We start from the raw sequence: 26,075 nt of genomic DNA on the forward strand, positions 1-26,075 counted from the left end.
CCGTGACACTGCGTTGCAGGTTTCTGCGTGGCTGCTGCTGGCGATGTTGCAGTGCATTGGCTAACGTACGCGCTTCACCGCCCCCGGAGCCTGCCATGCCGCTGTCCAACCGCCGTCTTCTGGCGAGGGACGCCGCGTGAGCGCGGTGAAGGGCAAGGGGCCGCTGCGCGGGCTGACGGCGGCACTGCGTGAGTCACCGGCGCTGTGGTGGTCGTTCCTGTACTTCTTCTGCCTGCTCAGTGGCTACTACGTGCTGCGCCCGGTGCGTGAGGCGATGGCTGCCTCGGCCGACCTGGAGACCGTGTTTCCGCCGATGCTGATCGCCTGGTTCGCCAGCCATGGCATCGCGCTGAAGGACTTCGTCCTGCAGTTCCTGTTCTCCTGTGTGTTCGTGATCATGCTGGTACTGCAGCCGGTGTACGGCTGGCTGGTCAGCCGCTTCCCGCGGCGGGTGTTCCTGCCGGCGGTGTATGGGTTCTTCATCGTCACTCTGCTGGGCTTCTACGTACTGTTCGATAGCGGTGTGCCGGGCCGCGGCATGGCGTTCTTTTTCTGGATCACCGTCTTCAACCTGTTCGCGGTGGCGGTGTTCTGGAGCTTCATGGCCGATGTGTTTTCCAACGCGCAGGCACGTGCTTTCTACGGTTACATCGGCGCGGCTGGCACCATCGGTGCCTTCCTCGGTCCGATCATCACCAGTGCGCTGGTGCAGCGCGTGGGTATCGCCAACCTGATGCTTGTCTCGGCTGGTTTTCTCGTCATCTGCCTGTTGAGCATCTGGCGGCTGCGGCACTGGGCGGTTCTGCGCGAGCGCGAACAGCAACTGGTCGACGGTGAACAGCCGATGGGCGGCAGCGTGCTGGACGGCCTGAAACTGATCGTGCGTGAGCCGTTGCTGCGCTGGCTGGCGATCATGGTGGTGTTCGGTGTGGGCGTGGGCACCCTGCTGTACAACCAGCAGGCCAGCATCGTGCGTGCGGCGTTCAACGATGCAGGCGCTGCCACGGCCTTCTTCTCGCGCATCGACCTGGCGGTGAACGCACTGGCGCTGCTGATGCAGCTGGGCCTGACCCGCTGGCTGCTGTCGCGCCACGGCATCGCGCCGGCCCTGTTGATCCCTGGCTTTGCGATCCTGATCGGCTTCTCGGTGCTTGCCGCTTCACCCATGCCGTTGATGGTGGCCGTGGTGCAGGTGATGACCCGCGCCAGCGAGTTCGCATTGGCCAAGCCGGCACGTGAAACCATCTATACCCGCGTGGACCGGCAGTGGCGTTACAAGGCCGGCGCGGCCATCGATACGGTGGTGTACCGCGGCGCGGACCTGAGCTTTGCGTGGGTGCACAAGGGCTTGTCGCTGTTTGGTTCACATGTGGTGTTCATCGGTGGCGTGGTGGTTGCCGCGTGCATGACCGCCGCCGCGTTTGGTGTACTGCGCGAAGAAAAAAAGCTGCCACGCGACCGCTGATCCCGGCCAGTCATTTCGAGGAGAGAAACCATGTCGCTGATCGCGCTGCTGCTGACCGTGCTGGTCGCGGTACTGCACCTGTACTTCCTGGTGCTGGAGATGTTCCTGTGGACCCGTCCGCTGGGCTTGAAGACGTTCCGCAACACGCCGGAGAAGGCGGAGACCACGCGCGTGCTGGCGGCCAACCAGGGCCTGTACAACGGCTTCCTGGCGGCAGGCATCCTGGTGGGGCTGGTGATGGCGCAACCGGTGCTGGTGACGTTCTCGTTGGGCTGCGTGGTGGTGGCGGGGGCCTATGGCGCATGGAGCGTAAGCCCGCGCATATTCATGATCCAGGCCGTACCGGCGATCCTGGCACTGGTGTTGCGAGTGCTCTGAAGTGGGCGCGTGCTGGCAAGCGCCATCGCTCAGCGGCTGATGGCGCGCATGAAGCCCAGCCACATTGGCACGGCATGCAGCGCCGCACCCAGCACGAACAGGCCGGTCAGCAGGTGTACGCGCCAGTCGTTGATACGCAGGAAGACGAATTGTTCAAGCGTGCGGCCTACCCAGAACACCGCCATGAAGCCCAGCAGGACCACCCCCAGACGAGTGTCGACCAGGTCCGGGGCAAAGATCAGCGCGATCAGCCCCATTCCCAGGAACACATAGATCACGCGCAGATTCAGGATCTGCATGATCGCGCGATTGGCCGTGCCGAGCCGGGCGAGCTCGCGTTTCCAGCCGAACAGCCGCCAGAACGCCAGATGGAAGGTGGCAAACCCCAAGCTGTGAATGCCTGCCAGGCGCACCAGCAGTTCAGGGGTCGTCATGGTTGATCAGCCTGTGCGCGGAGGGCGTGGCGATACCCACATCGCGATGGTCGCATGGAACACCTCGGTCCCTGCCGCATCGGTCACGCTGACCTTCACCGGCAGGTCGTAGCCGTCCGCAGCACTGACGATGGACAACACTGGCGTCGCCAAGGCCTTCAACGTGCCCAAGGCCTTGGCCTTGTATTTCACGTCCATGCCCTTGGGGATCCAGCGCATGTCTGCCGGCAGGCTGGCGTCGACCATCAGCCCGGCGGTCAGCTCCGCCAGGTTGCACATCGCGATCGCATGCACCGTGCCGATGTGGTTGCGCACCTTGCGGCGATCGGCCAGCGTGCCTTCGCAGCGGCCGTGTTCCAGGCGGGTGATGCGCGGTGCGATGCTGGCGAAGTATGGCGCCTTGAAGCAGACCGCGCGCGAGAACAGCCAGGTGCCGGCGGGCCAGCGCTGCAGGCGGTGGTAGAGCGAAAGCAGGGGCGTGGACATGAGCGGTTTCCGGTCGGCGGATAGAACGACGGCGGGCCGAGGCCCGCCGTCGAGGCAACGCGTGTCGCGGGCGATCAGGCCGCCTGCGAATGCGGATCCTTCTGCTGGCGGTCGTAGTAGCTGGCCGCGCGCAGTTCGTGGGTGTCGAAGTCGTCCACGGTGATGGTGTCCAGGGTCAGCGTACGCAGTTCTTCCAGCAGGCTGCGCTCGTCCTGGGTGATCACGCCTTCGGCCACGGCCTCGTCCAGCTGGCTCTTGAAGTCCAGCGCTTCGATGCCCTTGCTCTTCAGCGCCTTGAGGAACTTGCGCTCCACCGGCTCGGCCATGATCGCCTTGCTCAGGTAGCTGTTGATGCGGCCGCCCGGGTTGTTCTCGCACGGGGTCAGGAACACGCCGCTGGCGAGGCGGTCACGGGCTTCGTTCGGGGCCATCAGCAGGGCGGCGACGCGACGGCTCAGGCGGTCGCCCGGGGCCTCGGCACGACGGCCCAGCGGGAAGATCAGCGCCCACATCAGCCAGCCGATCGGACGGATCGGGAAGTTGCGCAGCGCGGCCGACAGCGATTCCTCGATCTTGTGCACGCTGTCATGGAAGGCCCAGGCCAGCAGCGGCTGGTCGGCCTGCGGTGCGCCTTCGTCGTGGTAGCGCTTGAGCATGGCGCTGGTCATGTAGACGTGGCTCAGCACATCGCCCAGGCGGCCTGACAGCGATTCCTTGAACTTCAGCTTGCCGCCGAGGGTCATCATCGAGATGTCGGCCATCAGCGCCAGGTTGGCCGAGTAACGGTCCAGCTTGCGGAAGTAGCGGCGGGTATAGGCGTCGCCCGGGGCGGCACCGAAGCGCGCGCCGGTCAGGCCGAACCAGAACGAACGCACGGCATTGGAGAGGCCGAAGCGGATGTGGCCGAACAGGCTGCGGTCGAAGTCCTGCAGGCCGGCGCGGGTATCCGGATCCTGCGCGGCCTTCATTTCCTTCAGCACCCACGGATGGCAGAGGATCGCACCCTGGCCGAAGATCAGCAGGCTGCGGGTCATGATGTTGGCGCCTTCCACGGTGATCGCGATCGGTGCGGCCTGCCAGCTGCGGCCGGCGAAGTTGCGCGGCCCCAGGATGATGCCCTTGCCGCCGATCACGTCCATCATGTCCGAGATCACTTCGCGGCTCATGTTGGTGCAGTGGTACTTGGCGATCGCCGACGGCACCGACGGCACGTCGCCACGGTCGACCGCAGCCGCAGTGGCCTGCGACAGCGCGCTGATCTTGTAGGCCTTGCCGCCGATGCGGGCCAGCGCTTCTTCCACGCCCTCGAAGCGGCCGACCGACAGGCCGAACTGCTTGCGGATGCGTGCATAGGCACCGGTCACCGCAGCACCGGCCTTGGCGCCGCCGCTGGCGGTGGACGGCAGCGTGATCGAGCGGCCCACGGCCAGGCACTCGTTGAGCATGTTCCAACCCTTGCCGGCCATGGCTGCGCCACCGATCAGCTGGGTCAGCGGAATGAACACGTCCTTGCCGCGGATCGGACCGTTCTGGAAGGTCGAGTTCAGCGGGAAGTGGCGACGGCCGATTTCAACACCGGCGGTGTCGCGCGGCAGCAGGCCCAGGGTGATGCCGATGTCGCGGGTATCGCCGATCAGGCCATCCGGGTCGTACATGCGGAAGGCCAGGCCGATCAGCGATGCGACCGGCGCCAGGGTGATGTAGCGCTTGTCGAAGGTCAGCTTGACGCCGAGCACCTGCTCGCCGTTCCACTCGCCCTTGCAGACGATGCCGTAGTCCGGAATGGAGGTGGCGTCGGAACCGGCGAACGGACCGGTCAGGCCGAAGCAGGGCACCTCGCGACCATCGGCCAGGCGCGGCAGGTACTGGTCCTTCTGTTCCTGGGTGCCGTAATGCACCAGCAGTTCACCCGGGCCCAGCGAGTTCGGCACGCCGACGGTGGAGCTGACCACCGAAGACACCGAGGCCAGCTTCTGGATCACCTTGTGGTGGGCCAGTGCGGAGAAGCCCAGGCCGCCGTATTCCTTCGGGATGATCATGCCGAAGAACTTGTTCTTCTTGATGAAGGCCCACAGCTCCGGCGGCAGATCGGCATGGACGTGGGTGATTTCCCAGTCGTTGACCATGGTGCACAGCTCTTCCACCGGGCCATCGAGGAAGGCCTGTTCTTCGGCGGTCAGCTGCGGCTTGGGATAGTTGAGCAGGATGTTCCAGTCCGGATCACCGGTGAACAGTTCGCCCTCGAAGCCGACCGAGCCGGTTTCCAGCGCGATGCGCTCGGTCTGCGACAGCGGCGGCAGCACCTTGCGGAACACCTTCATCATCGGGCCGGTCAGCAGCGGCTTGCGGATGAACGGCAGCAGCAGCGGCACGGCGATGACGGCAAGCACGGCGGCCGCGACGATCGTGGCGGTCTGGTTGACGTAGGGAATGAACCAGCAGGCGGCCAGCAGGGCCACGCTGATCAGCGTCCAGGTAACCAGCCGCATGCGGTGGTAGGCGACGAACGCGCCTGCCAGCAGCAGGGCGAGGAAGGGAAGAACGATGCTCATGAGCGTGCTCCGGTGACGTGCTCGTTTGTGGCGGACGAAGCCGCAGCGTCTGCTGCGGGCAACACGTCCAGATAGTCCAACACAGTAGCGGTAAAGGCGTCGTTGTCATCGCCGGCGACCATGTGCGTGGCCTGCGGCAGCTGTACATGGCGCGCGTGCGGCGCCAACGCCAGGAATTCGGCCACGGTCTGCGGCGTGACCAGGTCGCTGCGGCCGCCGCTGACCAGCAGCAGCGGGCACTTCACCTGCCGCGCGGCCTCGGCCAGTGCATCCTGGTGCTGCTCGCTGTCGCGGGCCAGTTCGGCCACCAGTCGCGGATCCCAGTGCCAGCGCCAGCGGCCGGGGCCGTCCTCGCGCAGCAGGGCGCGCAGCGACTGCTCGGATTTGCGCGGGCGGTGCGGCATGTAGGCCGAGATCACGTCGGCGGCCTGGGTGAGCGAGGCGAAGCCGTCGGGATGGGCGGTCATGAAGGCCAGGATGCGTTCAACACCGGCGGTATCCCAACGCGGGGTGATGTCGACCAGCACCATCGCCGAGAACAGGCCCGGCCAGCGCGATTCGGCCAGCAGGCCGAACAGGCCGCCCATCGAGGCTGCGACCAGCACCGGCGGGCGGGGCTGCTCGCCGGCCAGCACGATCAGGTCATCGGCGAACTGTTCGCCGTGGTAGGGCAGGTCGGCGGCATTCCAGTCCGAATCGCCGTGGCCGCGTGCGTCATAAGCCAGGGTCTGCAGGCCGGCTGCAGACAGGGCACGCGCGGTGGCATTCCAGGCATGACGGGTCTGGCCGAAGCCGTGCGCGAACAGCACCCGGCCACGACGACCGTGGTCGCTGGCAGTGGCGGCGAGGCGGGCGCCATGGGCCGCCTCCAGGCGCAGGTCATGGAACGCAGCGGGAGTAGGGGACGTAACCATACTTGCTAGTATGGATCGCCTGTGAGGGAAGTCAATACTGCATCGTATGGTGCAGTGCGACAGGCCTGCAGGAGAGGCCTTTGACGGTTTCGCCCGCAACGGCGTACTGCAACGAACCCCGGCGTATGGTTAAATCAGTCCATGAATCAACCTGACGCTTCCGCCGGCGAACCGCGCGCCGGCCGCAACAGCCGCCTGAGTGCCGAAGACTGGGCCCAGGCGGCCCTCGACCTGATTGCTGAACAAGGCGTAGGCGCCGTTGCGGTGGAACCGCTGGCGCGGCGACTCGGCGTGACCAAGGGCAGTTTCTATTGGCATTTCCCCTCGCGTGACGCCTTGTTGCAGGCCGCGCTGGAACGCTGGGAACTGTTCGAACAGGAACAGGTGTTCGGCAGCCTGGAAGACGTACCGGACCCGCGCGTGCGCCTGCGCCAGCTGTTCCAGATGGTGGCGCATGAAGTGCAGCCGCACATCATCTACAGCGAGCTGCTGAAGGCATTGGACCATCCGATGGTGCGGCCGGTGATCGACCGCGTGTCGCAGCGCCGCCTCGACTATCTGATCGCCTCGTTCCGCCAGGCAGGGCTCAGCTCGACCGATGCACGCCATCGCGCACGCCTGGCCTACGCCGCCTATGTCGGCTTCCTGCAGCTGTCCCTGCAGCTGCAGCAGCCCAAGCAGGCGCGCGAGGATTTCGAAGCCTATGTCGAGCATCTCATCGAGACGCTGATTCCGAACGGTTGAAGTTGAAAGCCTGCGGCCGATAGCCGGCTGCCCGTCGCTTGACAGCAAGTGCTGGATGATTGAATGTTCAGGATGCCTTCACGGATCTCGGGCGAGGACAGGGATGTTCCACGGAATCAATCAGCAGGCATTGCCGGCCTTCCAATCGTTGCCCGGCACCATGGCATACGCAGAGATACAGCGACGCCTCGAGGCCTTCCGGATCGCCTTGAACGCACCTCGGATGCGCTTTTCCGCGCATCCGTTGTTGTTTGATCGCAACGACTACGAGCAACTGGTTGACGGCTTGCAGCTGGTTGCATCCGGCCTGCAGCGCGTGGTCGACGAAGCATTGCGCCGGCATACGCGTAGTGACCTTCTTCAGCTAATGGGGGTCGACCCTGCATGGGCACCCTTGGTGGACTGGGAGCAGCTTCGCAGCGGCCAACATCGCGTGATGCGTGCCGATCTGTTGCCTTGCGCCGATGGCATGCGGATATGCGAGCTCAATTTCTCCGCAGCGGTGGGTGGCTTCGAATTGTTCGAACACTATCGAGCGTTCGCCGACGTGCTTGGCTGGGACGCAGAGGGTAGTCAGGCGGTACCGGTAAACAATCTTGCCAGCATGTACGCGCGAAGCATCGTGCGTGAGGGCTACCTTAGCCTCCATCTGCTCGACTGGAGCACGCACTCGGCAATGGGTTATCCCAGTGGCGATCTCAGCCAGCAGTGGTTGCGGCGTTCTCTGCCTGGACTGGACATTTCGGTGCATGATGAACGTAGTTGGCGCCATGCGCGGCGCTCGGGCATGGATATGAGCAGGACACTGGTCCATCGTCGCTTTACCTATGACGACGTGCTTTCTGATCACGATGTGTACCTGGACATCCTCGACAGCGGTGCGAGGTTCTCCAATGGCCTTGAAGCCGAACTGCTGATGAGCAAGGCATGGCTGGCATTGCTGTGGGATGAGGGCTACCGGCAGGTACTGACGCCGATGGAATGGGGGGCAGTACAGCGCTGGGTGGTGCCCACGCATTTCGTCACTGTCGACGATGTAGCCGCTTTGAACGAATCCGACAGCAACATCGTGTTCAAGAAAAAGTACGGCTACGGCGGGCAGGATGTCGTTCCCTCCGGTAGCGCCGCCGCGGCCCTGTTGGCGCGCCGGTTGAGCACATCTGGAGCTGGCGACTGGGTCCAACAGCCGATGCTCGATGTTCCGGAACTGGTCCATCTGGACGATCGCGACCTTGGCTTGGCGCCTCACCGTACAGTGGTGGGCGTGTACTTGCATGAGGGCGCGGCCAGCGGTTGCGTCGTGCGATCAGCGGTTGGCAATCGGGTTGTCAATGCCAGCAGTGGCGCCAGCATCGGCTGGGCACCGGTACTGAACCCCGATGAGCGCGGCGCATTCCTGGAGAAATTTTCTGCCCTGGCTTGATTGATTGCTTTCCCAAACGAAAGGAGGACGCTGCATGAGTATGGTATTGGAAGCCTCGCAACTTTCCCGCTACGCGGATGAGTTGAAAACGACCGGCAGTACGTTGATCCCGATGGGCGTTGTGTTTGACGCCTCGACATTGAAAGAGCTTGAAAGGCTCCAGTCGTTGCTGCCTGAAGAGGCCGTCACGCAGGGCGACGCAGGCGACACGCACGACATCTACGTGCGTCGCATCATGGTTGATCGGCAAGGCGAGGTTCCGCAGGTGGTCAATCGCCCGCACGCAGACCAGATCCTGGGGATCCTCAACCGGGAGGAGTGCCGGAACGCGATTGCAGAACTGTTCCAGTCACAGGATGCCTTCCATATCCGTCGGGCACAGATGAACCGCATGACGGCGGGTTCCTTCATCGGCCTGCATCTGGATGCTGCCAGCAATCCGGACTATGACTACTCGATGATCATCCAGTTGGGGCACGATTTCGCAGGCGGTGATTTTGTCGTCCACGACGATGCCGGTGCGCGCCATGCCTATGCGGCGACCTACGGCACGGTGCTGCTTACGACCTGCAAGTTGCGGCACGAGGTGGCACGGGTGACGGCCGGCGAGCGCAATGCGCTGGTCTATTTCTATTCGCGGCACGATGGCGCCAATCGTCGCCACGACGCCTGACGTTGCCCGTCATCCGGCGTCTGTTGCCGGAACTACATCATGAAGTGAGCGTCGTGAGGCTGGAGGTGCGTGTGAGCACTGCGAATGGATTGCCTTCAAAATCCATTTCCTCGACGATGCTATAGCCGACGGCGTTGGCCAACGCCAGCGCCGATCGGTTGCGGAGATCGGTAATCGCTGAAGTGGCTTCGATCCGAGCAACGCGATCCATCCATTCCAGCACGCCGGCAGTGGCCTCCTGGGCGATGCCGCGTCCCCAGCCACGACGCGACAACGTGCAGCCGAATTCAGGCAGGCCAGCGGCCTCTCCAGGCAGGTCACGCAGGGTAAGGGCGAAGCCGAGCTCTCCGTAGAATCTTCCATCGTTGCGATGGCGGATGGTCCAGTAGCCGTATCCAAGCATTGCCCAATGGCCTGCATATCGCAGTATGCGAAGCCAGGTCTCGTGCCGGCTGAAAGGGTGGTCGCGGATCATGCGCAGGACCGCCGGGTCTGACCACATGCTGGTGCAGTCATCGAGGTCATCCCGGCAGTGGGGCTGCAGAATGAGGCGTTCCGTAACTATTCGACGTTCCATGTGAAATGCCTCAGCGGATGAAAGGGACTTGTTCACAGCGACGCTGGCAGCAGGTCGAATGCCAGACTGATGCGCGGTCGCGTTCCGTGGTACGGCGTTGTGTGATGGAGGAACCAGGAGGGGAAGAGAAGCATGTCGCCGCTGCGGGCCACATGACGATGCGCGTGCGGTTCGCCCGCTGTGTCGATGTCCCTCGGGGCATGCCCAAACACGAGATCCCCGTCTCCCCTGGCAGAGTTGCCGGCATCGAGGTAAAGCACCCCACTGATGCGGCCGGCGGGATGCAGGTGTGGATCCTGATGTCCTCCATCGCCATGCAGCACCGTTGCCCAGGCCTGCAGCGTCCATCGTGAAGGCAGGCTCAGTCGCCAGGCGTCGAGAGGGGCGCCGAGCAGGCTTCCGCGCAGTTGCAGCAGATAATCGTGGAGTGCGTTGCTCACCTGCTGGCCGAATTCGTGGAATGGGCTTGCTGGCGCCAGGTCGAGCATCGCACTTTGAAGGCCGCCAAGAGTGGTTTTGCCCGCAGGCTCCCAGCGTAATGACGGCAACTGCAGCACCGCATCGATCAACGCTGTGATGTCCAGATCAGTCCTGATCTGCCGCAGCAGGAGCGGGTAGTCCATCAACCCGAGGGCATCCTGCAGTTTCAGAGCGCATGCGGACAGATAGCGCCCGGCCCAGCAGCGCTGGTCGTGGGGATGTTCTGAAAGAAGGGTCAGGAAACGTGCATGAGCCGACGCCGCATCACCGCCGCGCAGCAGGGCCATGGCCCAGTCTGCGGCCAGATCGGTGTTTCCGGGAGAGCCCTGTGCAAGCCGGTGGAACAGATCCAGTGCCAGAGCATGTTGACCCGCTCCGCTGAGAGCGTTGGCCAGGCTGTGCTGGATGCGAGCGTCAGCAGGCGACTGCGTTGCAGCTCGTTGCAGCCAAGGCAATGCGGCCGCGTGATTGCCACGCCGCAACAGGACAACACCGATGTTGGCGACAGCCGACGTTTCATCTGGCGCGATCTTCACGATGCGCTGGAAGTCTTCCTCTGCGGCGGTCAGGTCGTCATCATGGGCCAGCAGCGCTGCGCGACGTCGCAAGGCTGGCAGAAAGCGCGGCTCAAGGCTGAGTACCCGATCAAGCTGCTGCTTCGCGTGTTTCCAGTCGCCAATTTCGATCAGAAGCAGCGCCAATTGGAATGCCAGCCTGGGATGGGTTTGCGCAAGCTGCTCATCCTGCAGGCGAAGCAGCGCCCGGTCCTTCTCGCCGGCTAGAAACAACATGGCGATCTCGCGCTCCAGTTCCACATCAGGGATATGGTCCAGTGTTTCCATGGGTGTTCACTCCCCCAGCAGGTCTTGATAAAGCGCTTGAAGATCGGTAGCCGCACGTGCTGCCGAATGCAACGCACTGTCCTTGTTGCGGACGGTGACCCGCTGGCGGAGTTCTGAAAGCGCAGCCGGGTTACGGAGCAGTGTCACTGCGCGCTGCACATAATCATGGTGTCCGTTGCAGATCAGTTCGGGCATTCCCAGTTGCCTGTTCACACTGCTCCCCAGTCGCGAAAGCGGCAGCTCTCCGGGGCAGGTCAGTAGTGGCAACCCTGCCGATGCTGCATCAATCGCAGTCGCACCGGCCTGGTAATTGAATGCATCAAGGAACAGATCGCATGACGCCATGCATTCCAGGTATTGCTCGGCCGGCATCGGCGACAGCAGGCGAAGCCGGTCGCGGTCTCCCCCGAGCAGGTCCCACGATTGCAGGAATCCGCGGTGTGCCTGTGGTGCCAGGCAGACCAGCAAGAGTGCATCAGGCGCCTCGCGCAGGATCTGCGTCCAGCACTCCAGCAGCGATCTGCTCAGTTTATGGCTGCTATTGAAGCTGGCTGCTACCGGTGATGCATGGGGTAGCTTCCAGCGCGCACGGTCTCGTCCAGGCGGAGAGTGGGGCTCTGCTGCTGGAAACACGCTGCCAGCCAGGCGAAGTACCCGGTCGGAAAACGGCCATGAGGTGTCTGCCGGTGCCAGGCTGTGGTCGAGGATGATGCCATCAAGCCATGGCGATTGTTGTCCGGAGAGGTAGCCCAGCCATCCCAGTTGCATGCGCGCTGGTCGATATGCCAGAGCTCCAGGCCGACCTCCATACGTTGGGCCGTTGAGATCGATGAGAATATCCAGATCCGCTTCGTGCAGTCGCTTTGCCAGCTCAGCGTCGCTCAGCGCGCCAACGTGCTCGATGTGTTCTGCGCCGTTGATGGACGCCGGCTGCCGGCCGGAATCGTACACATGCACTTCGAACCGGCTCCGATCATGCGCTGCGAAGAATCCGTGCAACAGGGTGCCCACGGTGTGGTGGTGCAGGTCACTGGAAAGGTAGCCGATTCTTGGGCGGCCGTGCCGACGGGCAGCCGCCCGTGGCAACGGTTGCCGGCCGGCCTGGATCGATGCGGCCGCATGATCCAGCAGCTGCCTGTGCAGGTCGTTGCCCAATGGCAGCGTCGCGAAGGTGAATGGTTGCGGTACGTCGTTGGCTGCGGGCGTGGTCACGCGCAACTGTGCAATGAGCCGCGCCACGATCCGGTCCGTGGCATCGAACTCGCACAGCTGTGCATGGACATGCGCGAGCCAGCACATTACGTCCATACGTGCGGGCTGCAGCGTGTGAAGTTGCGCCAGTACGTCACGTGCGGATTCCCACCGGCCGAGGTGCTGAAGGCACTGAGCGATGTTGATGAGCTCCATGGGAAGTTGGGCGGCTACAACTTCATAGCTCTTGATCGCCTCCTCGTACCTGCCCGTTTCCTGCAGGGCGAGACCCAGCAGGTGGTGGGCCTCAAGAAGGGTGGGATCCAGCGCGAGCGCGCGTTGCAGGCTGTCGACAGCAGCCATTTGTTGGCCCGTGCGTTGCTGGAGGTCACCAAGCAGCATCCATTGCCATGCTTGCGGTTCTGCCGTCGTGATTGCCTGGCGTGCGGGTTCAAGCGCCTCTCCCGCACGATGGCTGTCACGCAGGCAGATCGCAAGAGGGGCGCGTGCCGGTTGCCAGGCGGTGGACGCGGGATGGATCTGCTGGAACAGTACTGCGGCTTCTTGTGCGTGGCCGAGTTGCATCATGCAAAGGGCTGCGTCGTAGCGAAGAACATCGTCAGACGGATCCAGCAGCAGTGCTCGCCTGTAGTGCGGGAGGGCGTCATCCAGCCGAGCTGCATGGTGATAACGGCGAGCCTCAGCGGCCTCATTCACGTACTGCCTCCAACGCCCAGCCCATGTTTACCCCGCGATACATCAGAGGTTCAAATCCTGAATTCATGCCTTGGGCACCCAATGCGTACGCCAGGCGCTTCATCTCGTCCTCGCTTCGGGTCGCCCGCATGAGCTCCTGCAGGCGAGCGGCTTCCTCTGCAAGCAGGGCACGACCACTCTGAAGTCGCCGCAGGGCGGTCGATGGATCCTGCGCTGCGGGGCCCAGCGCGTCCTGCAGAATGCCGACGCTCCGGCCCAGGACCGGCAGATCCCGCTCCGCCAGGGCACGGTCGACAAGCGCGCCTGCCGCCTCGTTGAAAGCCAGGCGGGATTGCTCCGCAGTTCTGCTCCCCGAAAGAAAGGAGGGGCCACTGGCCTTGGCCGCGTACAGTTCCTTGATCACTTGTTCAGCCCGATCAAAGATGCCGTCGCTCCGCAGTACATCGGCGATGGCTTGGGCTTGGCGCGATGAGATGCGCGAGATTTCGCTGTTCGTGCTGTGCAGGATCCACGCGATTCGCCCTCCAGGCCCGATCAGCCGGGAAAACTCCTGAAGTGCTGGGCCCTGAGCTGCATACTCGAATGCATACTGCGATGCCAGAAGGTCCACACTACCGTCTGCCAGCGGAATGGCGTGCATCGGCGTACGAGGCAGGAAGGTGATTCCGGAGAAAAGCTCTCTGCCATTGGCGACATTCGAGCGGGGGTCGACATCGGCCAGGTCGGTGCCCACCACTTGAAGATCGGGGCGGAACCGATGGATCAAGAGGGCGATGGCGCCGTTGCCGGTGCCAACGTCAAGCACACGCGCGCCTTGTGGCAGAACCGCGGCGTTGCGCTCCCAGAAGAGACGCAGTTCGCCATCGTAGTTTCCTTCGATGCCGTGACTGCACGAATGAAGCACGCCGGTGCGCCAGAGCTGGGTCCAGTGCGCTGCCTGCGGGAAGGAGTGGGGATCTGCGCTCATTGCGGCGCTTCCGTCATGCATTGTGGCGGGGCCCGGTGCACAGGTTATGCACATCATGGGAAGTTGACGCAGCTGCAAGACTGCCCAAAAGCAGCGACCCGCACAAGCGGGTCGCTGCACTACTGCTGACAGGCGTGGATCAGAAGTTCTGTTCGTAACGCATGTACGGGGTACGGCCCCAGATGTTGTACAGGCTGTTGTCGTAGTACGGGAAGGAGTTCAGTGAATCGTTGAACGGCGGCAGCTTGTTGCCGACATTGCGGACGCCCAGAGTCACCTTGCCCTTCCACGGCGCATTCCAGGTCAACTGCAGATCATTGGTGATCCAGCTCGGCAGGCGCGTGTCTTCCGAACCGCTCTTGCCGATGTAGTTGGTGATCGCCGCAATGCTGACGTCGCCGTAGCTCCAGCCCAGGGTGAACTGCGCGCGATCCTTCGGATAGCCGCCGGTGCCCAGCAGTTCAACCTTGTCGTTGATGATCGAGGTTTCGGTGAATTCGATCTGGTGGGCCCAATTCAGCCTTGCCATCAGGTCCCCGTAGGTGCCCAGGCTCTGGCGGAAGTTCAACTCGGCGTCGATACCACGGACCTTCTTCGAAGCACCGTTGTCGATCGGCAGCTTGATCTGGAACGGGATACCCGGCAGTACTGCGCCATTCGGTGCAGTGATGTCCGGACCACGATCAACGCCATAGCCGGGCTGGCCTGCGTCACCGTAGCGCCATGCCAGCGGACGCGGCACCGAAGTGATCACGTTGTCGATCTGCACATCGTAGTAGTCGACTGCCATCGACAGTGCTTCGGTCGGGCTGAACACGAAGCCGACGTTCCAGTTCTTCGATTCCTCCGGCTTCAGATTGCGGTTCGAGGAAACCAGCCACTGGTACTGGCTGCTGGTGCTGCAGGGATCAACCGGGTACGGCTGGTAACCGGTATTGCCGGTCGAAGCGCGGACGGCGGACAAGGCCTTGCATGCGAGTTCGTCGCCGCCGTTGTGGCCGATCGCACTCAGCACCGGGCTGTTCAGGTTGGTCGTGGAGTTGGAGCCGTACATGTCATCCAGGGTCGGAGCACGGAAGCCCTTGCCCCAGGAGCCACGAACCAGCAGCGAGTCGATCGGACGGAACTCCAGCGATACGCGCGGCGAGAACTTGCTGCCCAGATCGTTGTAGCTGTCATAGCGGCCGGCCACAGTGGCGGTCAGGCTGCTGAACAGCGGGATCAGGGTTTCGAAGTAGCCTGCGTAGTAGGAGCGCTCACCACCCGTACCTGCACCTGCCGAGCCGAACACGTTGCCTGCGGCGCTCTGTGCGTCGTAGGCCATGGACAGGCGGTCATCGCGGTACTCGAAGCCGGTCACGAAGCTGACGGCGCCGGCGGGCATCTGGAACAGGTCGAAGGAGATGTTGCCGTCGGCCGAGACCGTGCGCTGTTCCGATTCCACGTACACGGTGTGTGCGATCTTCGGAGCCGCAGCGGCCACGCTCGGATGGGTGGGATCGAACGGGTTGTACTCGCCCGAATCAACCATGTCCTGCAGGATGCTGCCGATGCCGTAGTTGTAGTTCACCGAGCTCTGGCGGACACGTCCATGGCCAACACCGACTTCCCAGTCGGCGCCGCCGAACAGGTCCAGCGTACCGCGCAGGCCGAAGTTGAAATCGCGATAGGTATCGCGACGGACGGCATCACGCGTACCCAGCGGGGTGAACCGGTAGGACAGCACGCCGTCCTCGCCAAACGGATTGAATGGATTGTTGGCTGCGATGGTCAGCGGACGGCCGCCGCCGGCGTTGTCGACCGGGGCCGACGCATAAACGCCGACGCTCTTGGTATCCGACGCAATTGCACGGAAGAAGAAGGAGGTGTTGTCGGTCAGCTGGTAGTTGCCGTTCAGCAGCAGCGAGTCACGCGACATCGAGGCTTCGTTGGCCGAGGTCGCGCCGTGGTCGAAGCCGCAGCGGGTCGGGCTGATGCGGACGCTGTTCTCGAAGGTGTCGCAGTTGGCGACGCTGGCGCTGCCGGTGCGGGCGCCGGAGAAGGTCGCGCTCGAGTTGTACGGGCTGAGGCCCCAGGTCAGCCCTGCATCAGTGACGTATTTCTTGATGTCACGGTTGTACATCAACTCGCGTTCCTGATGGTCGATCACGAACGTCAGGTTGCCACGGTCGGAGCTGATGCCACCGGACAGGCTGCCGGTGCGACCGGCCGGGCCGATTTCAGGATTTTCATAGCCGACGCTGAAGCCCAGGCCTTCATAATCCTTACGCAGGATCACGTTGACCACGCCGCCGATGGCATCCGAACCGTACACTGCACCTGCGCCTTCGCGCAGGATTTCAATGCGCTCGACGGCGGCCGTCGGAATCAGGTTGATGTTCTGCGCACCGCCACCGAGGGTCGGCGAGGACGTCATGCGACGGCCGTCCAGCAGGACCAGCGTGTACTCAGAGCCGAGGCCGCGCAGGCTGATGGTGGCTGCGGAACCGGTTGCCGAGCCCGACGACTCACGGGTGGAACCGAACGAGTTGTAGATGTTGTTGCGGAGGAAGTCCGCGACCGAGATTTCGCCGGAGGTTTCGATGTCCTGGCGGGAAATCACGCTGACCGGGCTGGGGCCTTCAACATCCGTGCGCTTGATGCGCGAACCGGTTACTTCAATACGGTCGAGCTGGGTCGTACCCGCCTGCCCTGACTTCCCTTCCTGGGCACTGGCGGTAGCCGCCGTACCGGCACTTGCGATCAGCGCGAGGACAACTGCATCGCGCAGCTTGCTGGTCTTGCTGTTCATTGGCTCTCTCTCCAAGGATTCTTGGTGGTGCTGCTGAGTGCTTCACGCGGGAGGCGAAAGGCGCCACCAAAACACGTGAAGCTGAGCCGATACTAACTGCCCTTTTCCAATAATTAAAGGGCTGTTAATGACTTGTGTGAAATAGATGAAGGCAGGCCTCGGACTGGCCTCGTGCCGCAGCCGCAATGCCTGGTGTGACGGGCGTTCAGCGCGTTGACCCAACGACTCGCAGTCGTTGGGCCTGGCGACCATGCGGGGCCGTATGCTGCGCCGCAGCTGGAGTTACAGGTCCTGTTCGTAACGCACGTACGGCACGGTGCCGTCGTCGTTGCTTTCATTGCGTGGGGAGAACGGATTCTTGCCGCGGCTGATCACGTTCTCGGCGCCCACGGTAAGCTGGCCGGACCACGGGGTACGCCAGGTCAGGCCGATGCCCAGGCCTTCCCACTTGCCGGGCTTGCCCGGTACGTCGATGACGCGGCCGATGATGCTGCCGGTGAAGTTGCCGTAGCCGGCGCCGATGCTCAGGCTCTTGCTGTCCCAGCGGTCGACGATGGACGGCGCGGCGTCGGCCAGCGGTACCAGGCGGGCCTTGGCGTAGGTACCGGCAATCGAGACAAAACCCTCGCGGCCGATGTTCTTCTGCGCGAATACGGTCAGGTCGTTCTGCTCGGCGCGCAGCGAGGGTGTCTTGTTCGGGCCGGACAGCCACGCCGGCAGCGTTTCACGGCCGGTGCCCGCGGTGATGCCGAGGCGGCTGTTGCCGCGGTTCAGCGCGGCGGTGCCGGTGAAGCGGCGGCTGTTGAGGTCGTCGTCATCACCCAGGCTGGCCAGCATGCAGTGACTGGCCAGGCCGCTCATGCTGGTCCCGCTGCTGCTGTTGCAGAGCAGGCCCAGTGAATCGCCGGAGGACAGGCCGAAGGCCGCATCCAGCGAGTTGCGGCCGAAGTGCCAGCGGGCGCCGGCGGCCTGTTCACCCGTGGGCTCCAGGTACAGCAGGGCCTCGACCTTGCCGCTGCCCTTGTTCCACACCGGCAGCACGGTCCGGGTGTCCTTGCTCTGCGCGTGCACGCCCGTGATCGCGCCAAGGGCGATCAGCAGGGCCAGCGGTAGACGCAGGAAGGTACGCATCGGACCAGTTCAGACAGGGACGGACAACGGAAGTTCCCGCAGAGACGGGAACTTGATCCTAGGGTGTTTATGAATTCTTAACAAGCCTTGATCCCCCCAGATGCAAGACAAGCCGTTTACTGAAGCCGTTCGGGCGCCGGTACAGTCCCCTCGGCACCGTGGAACAGTATGCCGAACTCCGTCAAAGGAAAGTGATACTCCCGCCCGCAGAATTCGCAACGGACCTCGACGGTGCCGGTGTCCGCGGCTGCGGCACGGGCCTCGTCCTCGCCCAGCGACTGCAGCATCGATGCGACCCGCTCGCGGGAACAGGAGCAGGCGAAGGACAGCGGCTTGTCGCCCATCAGTTCCGGCTTCTCTTCGTGGAACAGGCGGTGCAGCAGCTGCTCGGCCGGGGTCGCCAGCAGCTCGGCCTTGCCCAGGGTCTCGAACAGGGCGCTGGCACGCGCCCAGCCGTCCTCGTCACCCTCGTCGCCCGGCAGCTTCTGCAGCAGCAGGCCGGCGGCGCCTTTGCGGTCGGCCGCCAGCAGAAGGCGGGTCGGCAGCTGTTCGGACTGGCGGAAGTAGTCCTCGAAGGCCTCGTCCAGCTCCGGCGCGGTCAGCGCGACCAGGCTCTGGTAGCGCTGCGGCTCGCGCGGGTCCAGGCCCGGGTTCTCGATGGTGATCGCGAGGAGGGCGTCATCACCCAGGCGGGACAGGTCGCGCGGCGCATCGGCGCCCTCGCTGAGCTGGGCGATGCCGCGCAGGGTACCGGCGGCGGTGCACTCGGCGAACAGGGTGCGCAGGGCGGTGCTGCTGCGCAGCTGGATCGAGAGGCGGCCATCGATCTTGGTGTGGCCGGTGAACAGCGCCGAGGCCACGCAGGCCTCGCCGAGCAGTTCGGCGGCGGTATCCGGGTACTCGGCGTGGGACAGGATCTCCTGCCAGGTGGCCTGCAGGCGCACGTGGACGCCACGGACGCCAGCGTCGGGAAGCAGGAAGCGGATCAGGGAATCGGGGTTGGCGGTCATCGGCTCACATCGCGCGTAAACGAGGGCGGTTGCCGGATAATGCGCCGACAACCAGATAGAAGAAGGATGCACCAGTAATGGGGGCAGGGGGAGAGCAGCACAAGGTGGAGGCCATCGCGGAAGTCCCGCGCCGCAGGCGCTGGCGCTGGAAACGGCTGCTCTGGCTGCCGCTGCTGCTGGCCGCTTTCAGCTGCCTGCAGGTGCTGGTGCTGCGGTTCATCGACCCGCCGGTATCCACGGTCATGCTGTGGCGCTATGGCGAGGCCTTGGGCGAGGCCGACTGGTCCTATCGCCTGCACTACCAGTGGCGCGACCTGGACCAGATGGCAGCGAGCCTGCCGATCTCGCTGGTGGCCGCAGAGGACCAGCGCTTTCCCGACCACAACGGCTTTGACCTGCAGGCCATCGAGAAGGCCCGCGACCACAACGCCAAGGGCGGGCGCCTGCGGGGGGCCAGCACGATCAGCCAGCAGGTCGCCAAGAACCTGTTCCTCTGGCAGGGCCGCAGCTGGGTGCGCAAGGGCCTGGAAGTCTGGTACACGGTGCTGATCGAAGCACTGTGGCCGAAGGAACGCATCCTGGAGATGTACGCCAACATCGCCGAGTTCGGCGATGGCGTATATGGCGCGCAGGCAGCGGCACAGACGTTCTGGGGCAAGGACGCGGCCCGGTTGAGTCCGGCCGAGAGTGCGCGGCTGGCGGCGGTGTTGCCGGCACCGCGACGCTACAACGCGGCCAAGCCAGGGCCGTACGTGCAGCGGCGCGCGGCATGGATCCAGCGCCAGGCACGACAGCTGGGCGGCGCGGCATACCTCTTGGAAGATTGAGGGCACATGCCAACGAGGCGGCAGGCCATGCGCCTGCAGGCAACGTACAATCCGGGCATGAATCGCGAACGCCTTACTTTCGTCATCGCCGCCTACAACGAGGAGCAGGCGCTGCCGTGCCTGCATCCCCGCCTGTGTGCCGTGCTGGACGGAATGCCCGACATCGATGGTCACATCCTGTATGTGGACGACGGCAGCCACGACGGGACCTGGCAGGTGATCGCAGGATTGTCGCAGGGCGACGCGCGCGTATCGGCGTTGAAGCTGTCGCGCAATTTCGGCAAGGAGGCTGCGCTGACTGCCGGCCTGGATCTGGTGCGCGAAGGCGCGGCGATGATCCTGGATGCCGATGGCCAGGACCCGCCGGAACTGGTGCCGCAGTTCGTTGCGCGCTGGCGCGAAGGCCATGACAACATCTATGGCACGCGCATGGCCCGCGATGGCGAGGCCTGGATCAAGCGCGCCACGGCGGCGGCGTTCTACCGGGTGATCGGTCGCCTGTCACGCACGCCGATCCCTGCCGATACCGGTGACTTCCGCCTGCTGTCGCCGCGCGCGCTGAGCGCGCTGCGCGAGATGCGTGAACGCCACCGCTTCATGAAGGGTCTTTTCAGCTGGGTCGGATTCAAGCGGATTGCCGTGCCCTACCACCGTCACGCGCGCGTGGCCGGCTCCAGCAAGTTCAGCCTTTGGCGGCTGTGGAACTTCGCGCTGGAAGGTATCACCGGGTTCTCGACCGTTCCCCTGCGGGCGGCGACCTACATGGGCCTGGCCACGGCGGCGGTTGCTTTCGTATTCGGTGTATGGGTGATCGCCAAGGCGGCCCTGTACGGTGACCGGGTGGCGGGTTGGCCGACGATGATGGCGGTGATCCTGTTCCTGGGCGGGGTGCAGTTGATCGCCCTGGGCCTGATTGGTGAGTACCTGGGACGGCTGTACGAGGAATCCAAGCAGCGCCCGTTGTACCTGGTTGACGCGTGGCTAGCATCCACCGTGGCAGACTCGGCCCTGCAACCCACCCTCGGAGGGCAGGCAGATGACCACGGTACGGCAACTGTTGGACGGCAAGTCTCCTGAAGTACATGCGGTCGCGCCGGATGCGGCGGTGATCGATGCGATCCGGTTGATGGCGGAAAAGGGCATTGGCGCGGTGCTGGTGATGGACGGGCCGCGGCTGGTCGGGATCCTTTCGGAGCGCGATTACGCGCGCAAGATCGTGCTGCGTGATCGTTCGTCGCGGGATACGGCGGTGGCCGAGATCATGACGGCGAAGGTGGTGACGGTCTCGCCGGGCGAACAGGTAGAGCACTGCCTGCAACTGGTGACCGATTACCGCATCCGCCACCTGCCGGTGGTGGAGGGGGCGCAGGTGCTGGGGGTGATTTCCATCGGCGACCTGGTGAAATCGGTGATCGATGCGCAGCGGCGCGAGCTGGATCAGCTGCAGCAGTACATCGTCGCCGGGTGAGGGTGTCGCTGGCGGGCCTGCGGCCCGCCGGCCCGCTTTTCGAAGCCAGAGCCGCAACCAAAGCCAAAGCCAAAGCCAAAGCCAAAGCAGCGCCTTCCTGATACGTTGGGAGGCGGAGGGTGCGGCTGGGCAGGACACGCCGCAAGTACGTCCCTGTAGGCTCGATGGCGCCATCCATGGCGCCAACGGTCCTGCCCAGCCGCACCCTCCGCCTCTGGACACATTTCTGCGAGCGCGGTGTTTACATGCGCGGTGCCTCGCCTTGGGTAGCTGCCAGCCTTGGTTGGCAACGGCTTTTGACTCTGCTTTTTTCTTTTGACTTTGAATTTCCGCTCTCGTTCCGCGCGCGCAGGAAACTGTCCGGAGCCGGAGCAAGGCGGCAGGCAGGACCGTGAGGCGCATGGATGCGCCGACCGAGCCTACAGGGACGTATTTACGGCGTGTCCTGCCTGTCGCCTTGCTCCGGCTCTACGCGCGGGAAAAGAGGCGCCGCGAACAACGCTGTAAACCTACTTCGCATACTGCCCCCCGCAGTCGGCATCCTTCCCCGGCCCCAGTTCGATCGTCGCCAGCAACGCCGCCGGCGGCGCGATGCTGCCCAGCGCCAGGGCCACGGCGCCACGAATACCCAGCGCCTTGAAGTCCGGGCGGAACGACGGGTCCTTGAACGTGCCACTGATGCGCAGCGGAGAGCGCAGCACCAGGATGCTCTTGTCCTTCGGGCGTGGCTTCAACAGCAGGTCCAGGCTCTCGTCGCGCAGGCTGACCGTGCCTTCGCCGATGAGGATCGTGTCGGTGGTATCCACCGCCAGTGCCTGGCTGGTCATCAGGCCGTCGCGCACGCCGAAGTCGGCGAAGGCGCAGCGCAGGGGGATCTGCTTGTCGCCGGTCACCAGGAATTTCAGCGATTCGGTAATGTCCAGCCCCGCCAGTTCCATTACCAGGTTACCGACATGGCCGCGGCCCATCGCCAGGCCGACCTTGCCATCGCTGCTGCCCAGCATCGCGGCGACCGAGTTGCCACGGCCGCTCAGGTCCACTTCGCCGCCTATGCCGCCCTTGGCCTGCTCGGCCAGCTTCGCGTCCGGGAGCAGCTGGCCCAGCTGCACGCCGCGCACGCTGGCCTTCAGCGCGGTGCGGATCTGCGGCTGACGTGCATCCATGCGGATCGTGCTGCGGATATCGCCGCCGGCCACGCCGAAGTTCAGCGGGTCCAGCCGTAGCACGCCGTCATCCAGCTGCAGGTGCGCATCCATGTCGTCCAGCGGCAACGAAGGGGCGTTGATGCGGTGGGCCTTCCAGCGCACGTCGGCATCCATCGCGCGCAGCTTGCCGAGGTTGTAGGGCGTGTCGGGCAGCACGCGTGCACGGGCAGCAACGCGTGCGGCCTCGGCCTTCTGTTCTGCGTTGGCGGTTTCGCCGCCGCCGGTCTTCGGTGGCGCGCCGACGAAGCCGGCCAGGTCATCGAAGTCCAGGCGCCTGGATTCCAGCGTCGCGGTCAGTCGTGGACGGTCGCGTCCCACCTCGAACTGCAGGTTGCCACCCAGGTCGCTGTCGCCGACCTTGCCGGTGAAGCCGTCGTAACGCCAGACGTTGTGGTCGCGCTTCAGGCGTCCGTCCAACGCATAGGGCGGTGAGGGCGGGATGGCGATGCCGAGCAGCGGGTAGAGGTCGGCCAGATCCTGGCCGCTGAGCGCGAACTGCAAGTCGAACACGCGCAGCTGGAAGGGGTTGGTGAGCGTGCCGCGGGCCACTGCGTGGGTGGCACCGGCGCGGCCGTCGAGGTGGATGCGGAACGGGTGGTCGCTGTCGGTCAGTTCCAGCGGTGATTCGGTACCGCCCTGCAGGGTGAACGGGTTGCCCTGCCAGCGGCCCTTGCCCCGCACCAGTAGCGGCGGCGAGGCATCGGCCTGTTTCGGTTGGCCGCTGCGCACGCCCACGCGGATGTCGGTGCGGCCCAGTGCGTCGAGGAACTGCAGCCGGCCGTCGTCGATGCGCAGGCGCTTGAGTTGCGGGCTTGTCCCGCCTCTGCTGTCACCCAGGAAATCCCAGTTGCCCGGCTCGCCCTTGCGCGGGGCGGTTTCCAGCAGCACGTCCGGTCGGGTCAGGCGCACTTCCGGCAGCTGCACGCTGCCGCGCAGCAGGGGCCATACTCGCACGTCGATCTCGACGCGGTCGGCCGTGGCCATGTTCGGCTGCTTCGCCCAGGCGGCATTGGCGAAGGTGATCGCATCGGCACGGATGGTGCTGGTTCGGCCGAGGTCGACATCCAGGTGGCCGATGTGCAGTGCACGACCGGTGCGTGCCTGCACCGCGCGCTCGACCGGACCCTTGAACCAGTTCCAGTCCCACAGCGCGATCACCACCAGGATCACTGCCAGCAGGAAGACCAGGACCGTGAGCCAGCGCCGGCCGCGCGGGCCAGGTCTGCGGAGGCGCCAGCGGCAAGCGCGCGTTGCGGCAGGGGAGGCGGCAGCATTCACGCTGCCATGGTTGCCCCTCCATCGTGGACGGGGCGCGAAGCGTCCATGTGCGTGGTGTGCACAACCCGCGCCGTTACAGCACCTGCATGGTCACCGCGACGAAGTGGCAGACGCTGCCGCCGATCACGAACAGGTGCCAGATCGCGTGCGAATAGGGGATCGATTCGCGGTGATAGAAATAGGTGCCCAGCGTGTACGACAGGCCGCCGGCCAGCAGCCAGCCCAGCGTCCAGCCGTCGATCGAGGCCAGCATCGGCTTGATCGCCACGATCACCAGCCAGCCCATGGCGATGTAGATGCCGGTGGAAAGCGCCTTGAAGCGGCCGGTGTAGAACAGCTTGAACACCACCCCGGCCAGGGCCAGGGTCCAGATCGCGGCGAACAGGCCCCAGCCCCACGGGCCACGCAGGCCGATCAGGGTGAACGGGGTATAGGTGCCGGCGATCAATACGTAGATTGCGCAGTGGTCGAACACCTTCAGGCGGCCCTTGGCGACCGGGTGCTGGATGGCGTGGTACAGCGTGGAGGCGGTGTACAGCAGCAGAAGCGCAATGCCGAATACGATCGCGCCGGCCAGCTGCCAGCCATCGCCGTAGATGGCGGCCAGCGTGATCAGTACCGCACCGGCGCCCAGGGCGAGCACGGCACCGAGGCCGTGGGTCAGGGCGCTGGCGATTTCTTCGCGGATCGAAGCAACGGAAGTCGTGGACATGGCGTAGGCATCGTTCGCGGGGAGGGAGACCCGCACCCCCCTATCATCGCCGCGATGGGCGGCGTCTGCACGCCCGTCACCGTATGGTCGATGAATTGCCGGCCTGCGCCGGGTCCATGGTAGATCCACGCCATGCGTGGATGAACGCCCGGCACTGCAGGAGTCAGAGCCCTTTCCTGCGGAAAGGGATCCGACCGCGTGGCATCAGCCCACCGAAACCGTATGCGCCGCTTCGCGGGTGGCCGAGAAGCGCACGTCCGGCGAGCGTTCCTGCGCCAGCTGAAGGTTGACCCGGGTCGGTGCCAGGTAGACCAGGTGGCCGGCCGCATCCAGTGCCAGGTTCAGTGCGTTCTTCTCGCGGAACTCTTCCAGCTTCTTTTCGTTGCTGCAGTGGACCCAACGCGCAGTGGTCACGCTGACCGGCTCGAATGTGGCTTCCACGCCGTACTCGTCCTTCAGGCGGTACGCGGCCACGTCGAACTGCAGCACACCGACCGCACCCAGGATCAGGTCGTTGCTGGTCAGCGGGCGGAAGAACTGGGTCGCACCTTCCTCGGACAGCTGGGCCAGGCCCTTCTGCAGCTGCTTGAGCTTGAGCGGATCACGCAGGCGTGCGCGACGGAACAGCTCCGGGGCGAAGTTCGGAATACCGGTGAAGGTGACCGCTTCGCCTTCGGTGAAGGTATCGCCGATGGAAATGGTGCCGTGGTTGTGGATGCCGATCACATCGCCCGGCCACGCTTCGGCGGCGATTTCACGATCGCTGGCCATGAAGGTCAGGGCGTTGGCCAGCTTCATTTCCTTGCCGGTGCGCACGTGGAAGGTCTTCATGCCGGCGCTGAAACGGCCCGAGCAGACGCGCATGAACGCCACGCGGTCACGGTGCTGCGGGTCCATGTTGGCCTGGATCTTGAACACGAAGCCGGTCAGCTTGTTCTCTTCCGGGGCAATCTCGCGGCCGGTGGTGGAGCGTGCCTGCGGCGACGGCGCATGCTCGACGAAGAAGTCCAGCAGCGGCTGCACGCCGAAGTTGTTCACGCCCGAGCCGAAGAACACCGGGGTCTGCTTGCCGGCGCGATAAGCGTCCAGGTCGAACGGGTGGCTGGCGCCCTGCACCAGTTCCAGTTCGTCGCGCAGGTCGGCCAGCATCTGTGCACCGATCTTCTCGGCCAGGCCGGGGGCATCGATGGACGGGAAGATGGTCGAGTCCTGGCGGGTGAAGTTGCGGCCCGGTTCGTACAGGTGCACTTCGCCGGTGAGCAGATGCACCACGCCCTTCAGGCGCTGGCCCATGCCGATCGGCCAGGTGACCGGGGCGCACTGGATGCCCAGCACGGTTTCCACTTCATCCAGCAGCTCGATCGGGTCCTTGCCCTCGCGGTCGAGCTTGTTGATGAAGGTCATGATCGGCGTATCGCGCAGGCGGCACACTTCCATCAGCTTGATGGTGCGTTCTTCCACGCCCTTGGCCACGTCGATCACCATCAGCGCCGAGTCCACCGCGGTCAGCACGCGGTAGGTGTCCTCGCCGAAGTCGGCGTGGCCGGGGGTGTCGAGCAGGTTGACGATCTTGCCTTCATACGGGAACTGCATCACCGAGGAGGTGACCGAGATGCCGCGCTCCTTTTCCAGTGCCATCCAGTCGGAGGTGGCGTGGCGGGCGGCCTTGCGGCCCTTGACCGAACCGGCCATCTGGATCGCGCCTCCGAACAGCAGCAGCTTTTCGGTCAGCGTGGTCTTGCCGGCGTCAGGGTGGGAAATGATGGCGAAGGTGCGGCGACGCGACGCTTCGTTGGCGACTTCGGACATG

General features: G+C 64.6%; 22 protein-coding genes. 8 read left to right on the forward strand and 14 right to left on the reverse strand.

Annotation, left to right across the window (positions count from 1 at the left end; translation table 11 throughout):
- Positions 1-136 precede the first annotated feature (136 nt).
- A complete protein-coding gene (locus AC5P8D_RS15640; RefSeq protein WP_159360479.1) occupies positions 137-1,465 on the forward strand; it encodes an NTP/NDP exchange transporter in 1,329 nt (442 codons plus the stop codon).
- A 30-nt stretch (positions 1,466-1,495) separates the two neighbouring features.
- Positions 1,496-1,843, forward strand: a complete 348-nt coding sequence (locus AC5P8D_RS15645) for a DUF1304 domain-containing protein (RefSeq protein WP_329759813.1) — start codon at positions 1,496-1,498, stop codon at positions 1,841-1,843.
- 29 nt (positions 1,844-1,872) lie between these two features.
- On the opposite strand, the gene AC5P8D_RS15650 is transcribed toward AC5P8D_RS15645, so the two are convergent.
- The 4 genes from AC5P8D_RS15650 to AC5P8D_RS15665 all read right to left on the reverse strand — a co-directional run bounded on the left by AC5P8D_RS15650 (position 1,873) and on the right by AC5P8D_RS15665 (position 6,229).
- Complete coding sequence (locus tag AC5P8D_RS15650) at positions 1,873-2,277, reverse strand: hypothetical protein (RefSeq protein ID WP_414614655.1); 405 nt, start codon at positions 2,275-2,277, stop codon at positions 1,873-1,875.
- A 6-nt stretch (positions 2,278-2,283) separates the two neighbouring features.
- Entirely contained in the window at positions 2,284-2,763 is a 480-nt protein-coding gene (locus AC5P8D_RS15655) for a hotdog fold domain-containing protein (RefSeq protein WP_329759816.1), read from the reverse strand.
- A gap of 74 nt (positions 2,764-2,837) precedes the next feature.
- Positions 2,838-5,315, reverse strand: coding sequence for an acyl-CoA dehydrogenase (locus AC5P8D_RS15660; protein ID WP_159360478.1), 2,478 nt, complete (start codon positions 5,313-5,315; stop codon positions 2,838-2,840).
- A complete protein-coding gene (locus AC5P8D_RS15665) occupies positions 5,312-6,229 on the reverse strand; it encodes an alpha/beta fold hydrolase (RefSeq protein WP_010482732.1) in 918 nt (305 codons plus the stop codon). The genes AC5P8D_RS15660 and AC5P8D_RS15665 overlap by 4 nt, the downstream gene beginning before the upstream one ends.
- Positions 6,230-6,370: 141 nt before the next feature.
- Here AC5P8D_RS15665 and AC5P8D_RS15670 point away from each other — a divergent pair, with 141 nt between their 5' ends.
- The 3 genes from AC5P8D_RS15670 (at position 6,371) to AC5P8D_RS15680 (ending at position 9,069) form a co-directional block, all read left to right on the forward strand.
- Complete coding sequence (locus tag AC5P8D_RS15670) at positions 6,371-6,973, forward strand: TetR/AcrR family transcriptional regulator (RefSeq protein ID WP_006464233.1); 603 nt, start codon at positions 6,371-6,373, stop codon at positions 6,971-6,973.
- A 103-nt stretch (positions 6,974-7,076) separates the two neighbouring features.
- Positions 7,077-8,396, forward strand: a complete 1,320-nt coding sequence (locus tag AC5P8D_RS15675) for a hypothetical protein (RefSeq protein ID WP_159360476.1) — start codon at positions 7,077-7,079, stop codon at positions 8,394-8,396.
- Between the two features lie 34 nt (positions 8,397-8,430).
- Complete coding sequence (locus AC5P8D_RS15680) at positions 8,431-9,069, forward strand: 2OG-Fe(II) oxygenase family protein (RefSeq protein WP_049481843.1); 639 nt, start codon at positions 8,431-8,433, stop codon at positions 9,067-9,069.
- A gap of 37 nt (positions 9,070-9,106) precedes the next feature.
- Here AC5P8D_RS15680 and AC5P8D_RS15685 read toward each other — a convergent pair whose 3' ends face one another.
- The 7 genes from AC5P8D_RS15685 to hslO all read right to left on the reverse strand — a co-directional run bounded on the left by AC5P8D_RS15685 (position 9,107) and on the right by hslO (position 18,775).
- Complete coding sequence (locus AC5P8D_RS15685; protein WP_053092030.1) at positions 9,107-9,646, reverse strand: GNAT family N-acetyltransferase; 540 nt, start codon at positions 9,644-9,646, stop codon at positions 9,107-9,109.
- 32 nt (positions 9,647-9,678) lie between these two features.
- Positions 9,679-10,968 carry a putative 2OG-Fe(II) oxygenase gene (locus tag AC5P8D_RS15690; RefSeq protein ID WP_159360475.1) on the reverse strand — a complete coding sequence of 430 codons (1,290 nt, stop codon included), beginning with the start codon at positions 10,966-10,968 and terminating at the stop codon, positions 9,679-9,681.
- 6 nt (positions 10,969-10,974) lie between these two features.
- Positions 10,975-12,876, reverse strand: coding sequence for an O-linked N-acetylglucosamine transferase, SPINDLY family protein (locus AC5P8D_RS15695; protein ID WP_159360474.1), 1,902 nt, complete (start codon positions 12,874-12,876; stop codon positions 10,975-10,977).
- Positions 12,869-13,843, reverse strand: a complete 975-nt coding sequence (locus AC5P8D_RS15700; RefSeq protein WP_159360473.1) for a class I SAM-dependent methyltransferase — start codon at positions 13,841-13,843, stop codon at positions 12,869-12,871. The genes AC5P8D_RS15695 and AC5P8D_RS15700 overlap by 8 nt, the downstream gene beginning before the upstream one ends.
- A 139-nt stretch (positions 13,844-13,982) precedes the next feature.
- Positions 13,983-16,634: a TonB-dependent receptor plug domain-containing protein gene (locus AC5P8D_RS15705; protein WP_049481850.1), complete on the reverse strand. Its 2,652-nt coding sequence runs from the start codon at positions 16,632-16,634 to the stop codon at positions 13,983-13,985.
- Between the two features lie 282 nt (positions 16,635-16,916).
- Positions 16,917-17,765, reverse strand: a complete 849-nt coding sequence (locus tag AC5P8D_RS15710; protein WP_010482736.1) for an XOO1806 family protein — start codon at positions 17,763-17,765, stop codon at positions 16,917-16,919.
- A gap of 116 nt (positions 17,766-17,881) precedes the next feature.
- Positions 17,882-18,775, reverse strand: coding sequence for an Hsp33 family molecular chaperone HslO (hslO, locus tag AC5P8D_RS15715; RefSeq protein WP_159360472.1), 894 nt, complete (start codon positions 18,773-18,775; stop codon positions 17,882-17,884).
- Between the two features lie 77 nt (positions 18,776-18,852).
- Between hslO and mtgA the strand changes: the two genes are divergently transcribed.
- From mtgA to AC5P8D_RS15730, 3 genes are read left to right on the forward strand one after another with little or no spacing between them, the layout of a single operon-like run.
- The gene (gene mtgA / locus AC5P8D_RS15720) at positions 18,853-19,602 is read left to right on the forward strand and encodes a monofunctional biosynthetic peptidoglycan transglycosylase (RefSeq protein ID WP_159360471.1); all 750 of its coding nucleotides are present in this window, start codon (positions 18,853-18,855) and stop codon (positions 19,600-19,602) included.
- A 57-nt stretch (positions 19,603-19,659) separates the two neighbouring features.
- The gene (locus tag AC5P8D_RS15725) at positions 19,660-20,679 is read left to right on the forward strand and encodes a glycosyltransferase family 2 protein (protein ID WP_495203469.1); all 1,020 of its coding nucleotides are present in this window, start codon (positions 19,660-19,662) and stop codon (positions 20,677-20,679) included.
- Positions 20,639-21,070 carry a CBS domain-containing protein gene (locus AC5P8D_RS15730; RefSeq protein ID WP_019336409.1) on the forward strand — a complete coding sequence of 144 codons (432 nt, stop codon included), beginning with the start codon at positions 20,639-20,641 and terminating at the stop codon, positions 21,068-21,070. The genes AC5P8D_RS15725 and AC5P8D_RS15730 overlap by 41 nt, the downstream gene beginning before the upstream one ends.
- A 509-nt stretch (positions 21,071-21,579) precedes the next feature.
- On the opposite strand, the gene AC5P8D_RS15735 is transcribed toward AC5P8D_RS15730, so the two are convergent.
- From AC5P8D_RS15735 to AC5P8D_RS15745, 3 genes are all read right to left on the reverse strand, one after another.
- A complete protein-coding gene (locus AC5P8D_RS15735) occupies positions 21,580-23,553 on the reverse strand; it encodes an AsmA family protein (RefSeq protein ID WP_495203470.1) in 1,974 nt (657 codons plus the stop codon).
- Between the two features lie 73 nt (positions 23,554-23,626).
- Positions 23,627-24,265 carry a PAQR family membrane homeostasis protein TrhA gene (gene trhA / locus AC5P8D_RS15740; protein WP_049409061.1) on the reverse strand — a complete coding sequence of 213 codons (639 nt, stop codon included), beginning with the start codon at positions 24,263-24,265 and terminating at the stop codon, positions 23,627-23,629.
- A gap of 204 nt (positions 24,266-24,469) precedes the next feature.
- Complete coding sequence (locus AC5P8D_RS15745) at positions 24,470-26,074, reverse strand: peptide chain release factor 3 (protein WP_014038155.1); 1,605 nt, start codon at positions 26,072-26,074, stop codon at positions 24,470-24,472.
- Position 26,075 lies beyond the last annotated feature (1 nt).

The sequence above is a fragment of the Stenotrophomonas sp. YJH_SMC_101-4 genome (assembly GCF_059370395.1).

What these genes read in the sequence shown, in the direction of transcription:
- AC5P8D_RS15645 (WP_329759813.1), top strand. Translation starts at nt 1,496, where the DNA reads ATGTCGCTGATCGCGCTGCTGCTGACCGTGCTGGTCGCGGTACTGCAC.
- AC5P8D_RS15650 (WP_414614655.1), bottom strand. Translation starts at nt 2,277, where the DNA reads ATGACGACCCCTGAACTGCTGGTGCGCCTGGCAGGCATTCACAGCTTG.
- AC5P8D_RS15655 (WP_329759816.1), bottom strand. Translation starts at nt 2,763, where the DNA reads ATGTCCACGCCCCTGCTTTCGCTCTACCACCGCCTGCAGCGCTGGCCC.
- AC5P8D_RS15660 (WP_159360478.1), bottom strand. Translation starts at nt 5,315, where the DNA reads ATGAGCATCGTTCTTCCCTTCCTCGCCCTGCTGCTGGCAGGCGCGTTC.
- AC5P8D_RS15665 (WP_010482732.1), bottom strand. Translation starts at nt 6,229, where the DNA reads ATGGTTACGTCCCCTACTCCCGCTGCGTTCCATGACCTGCGCCTGGAG.
- AC5P8D_RS15670 (WP_006464233.1), top strand. Translation starts at nt 6,371, where the DNA reads ATGAATCAACCTGACGCTTCCGCCGGCGAACCGCGCGCCGGCCGCAAC.
- AC5P8D_RS15675 (WP_159360476.1), top strand. Translation starts at nt 7,077, where the DNA reads ATGTTCCACGGAATCAATCAGCAGGCATTGCCGGCCTTCCAATCGTTG.
- AC5P8D_RS15680 (WP_049481843.1), top strand. Translation starts at nt 8,431, where the DNA reads ATGAGTATGGTATTGGAAGCCTCGCAACTTTCCCGCTACGCGGATGAG.
- AC5P8D_RS15685 (WP_053092030.1), bottom strand. Translation starts at nt 9,646, where the DNA reads ATGGAACGTCGAATAGTTACGGAACGCCTCATTCTGCAGCCCCACTGC.
- AC5P8D_RS15690 (WP_159360475.1), bottom strand. Translation starts at nt 10,968, where the DNA reads ATGGAAACACTGGACCATATCCCTGATGTGGAACTGGAGCGCGAGATC.
- AC5P8D_RS15700 (WP_159360473.1), bottom strand. Translation starts at nt 13,843, where the DNA reads ATGAGCGCAGATCCCCACTCCTTCCCGCAGGCAGCGCACTGGACCCAG.
- AC5P8D_RS15705 (WP_049481850.1), bottom strand. Translation starts at nt 16,634, where the DNA reads ATGAACAGCAAGACCAGCAAGCTGCGCGATGCAGTTGTCCTCGCGCTG.
- AC5P8D_RS15710 (WP_010482736.1), bottom strand. Translation starts at nt 17,765, where the DNA reads ATGCGTACCTTCCTGCGTCTACCGCTGGCCCTGCTGATCGCCCTTGGC.
- hslO (WP_159360472.1), bottom strand. Translation starts at nt 18,775, where the DNA reads ATGACCGCCAACCCCGATTCCCTGATCCGCTTCCTGCTTCCCGACGCT.
- mtgA (WP_159360471.1), top strand. Translation starts at nt 18,853, where the DNA reads ATGGGGGCAGGGGGAGAGCAGCACAAGGTGGAGGCCATCGCGGAAGTC.
- AC5P8D_RS15725 (WP_495203469.1), top strand. Translation starts at nt 19,660, where the DNA reads ATGAATCGCGAACGCCTTACTTTCGTCATCGCCGCCTACAACGAGGAG.
- AC5P8D_RS15730 (WP_019336409.1), top strand. Translation starts at nt 20,639, where the DNA reads ATGACCACGGTACGGCAACTGTTGGACGGCAAGTCTCCTGAAGTACAT.
- trhA (WP_049409061.1), bottom strand. Translation starts at nt 24,265, where the DNA reads ATGTCCACGACTTCCGTTGCTTCGATCCGCGAAGAAATCGCCAGCGCC.
- AC5P8D_RS15745 (WP_014038155.1), bottom strand. Translation starts at nt 26,074, where the DNA reads ATGTCCGAAGTCGCCAACGAAGCGTCGCGTCGCCGCACCTTCGCCATC.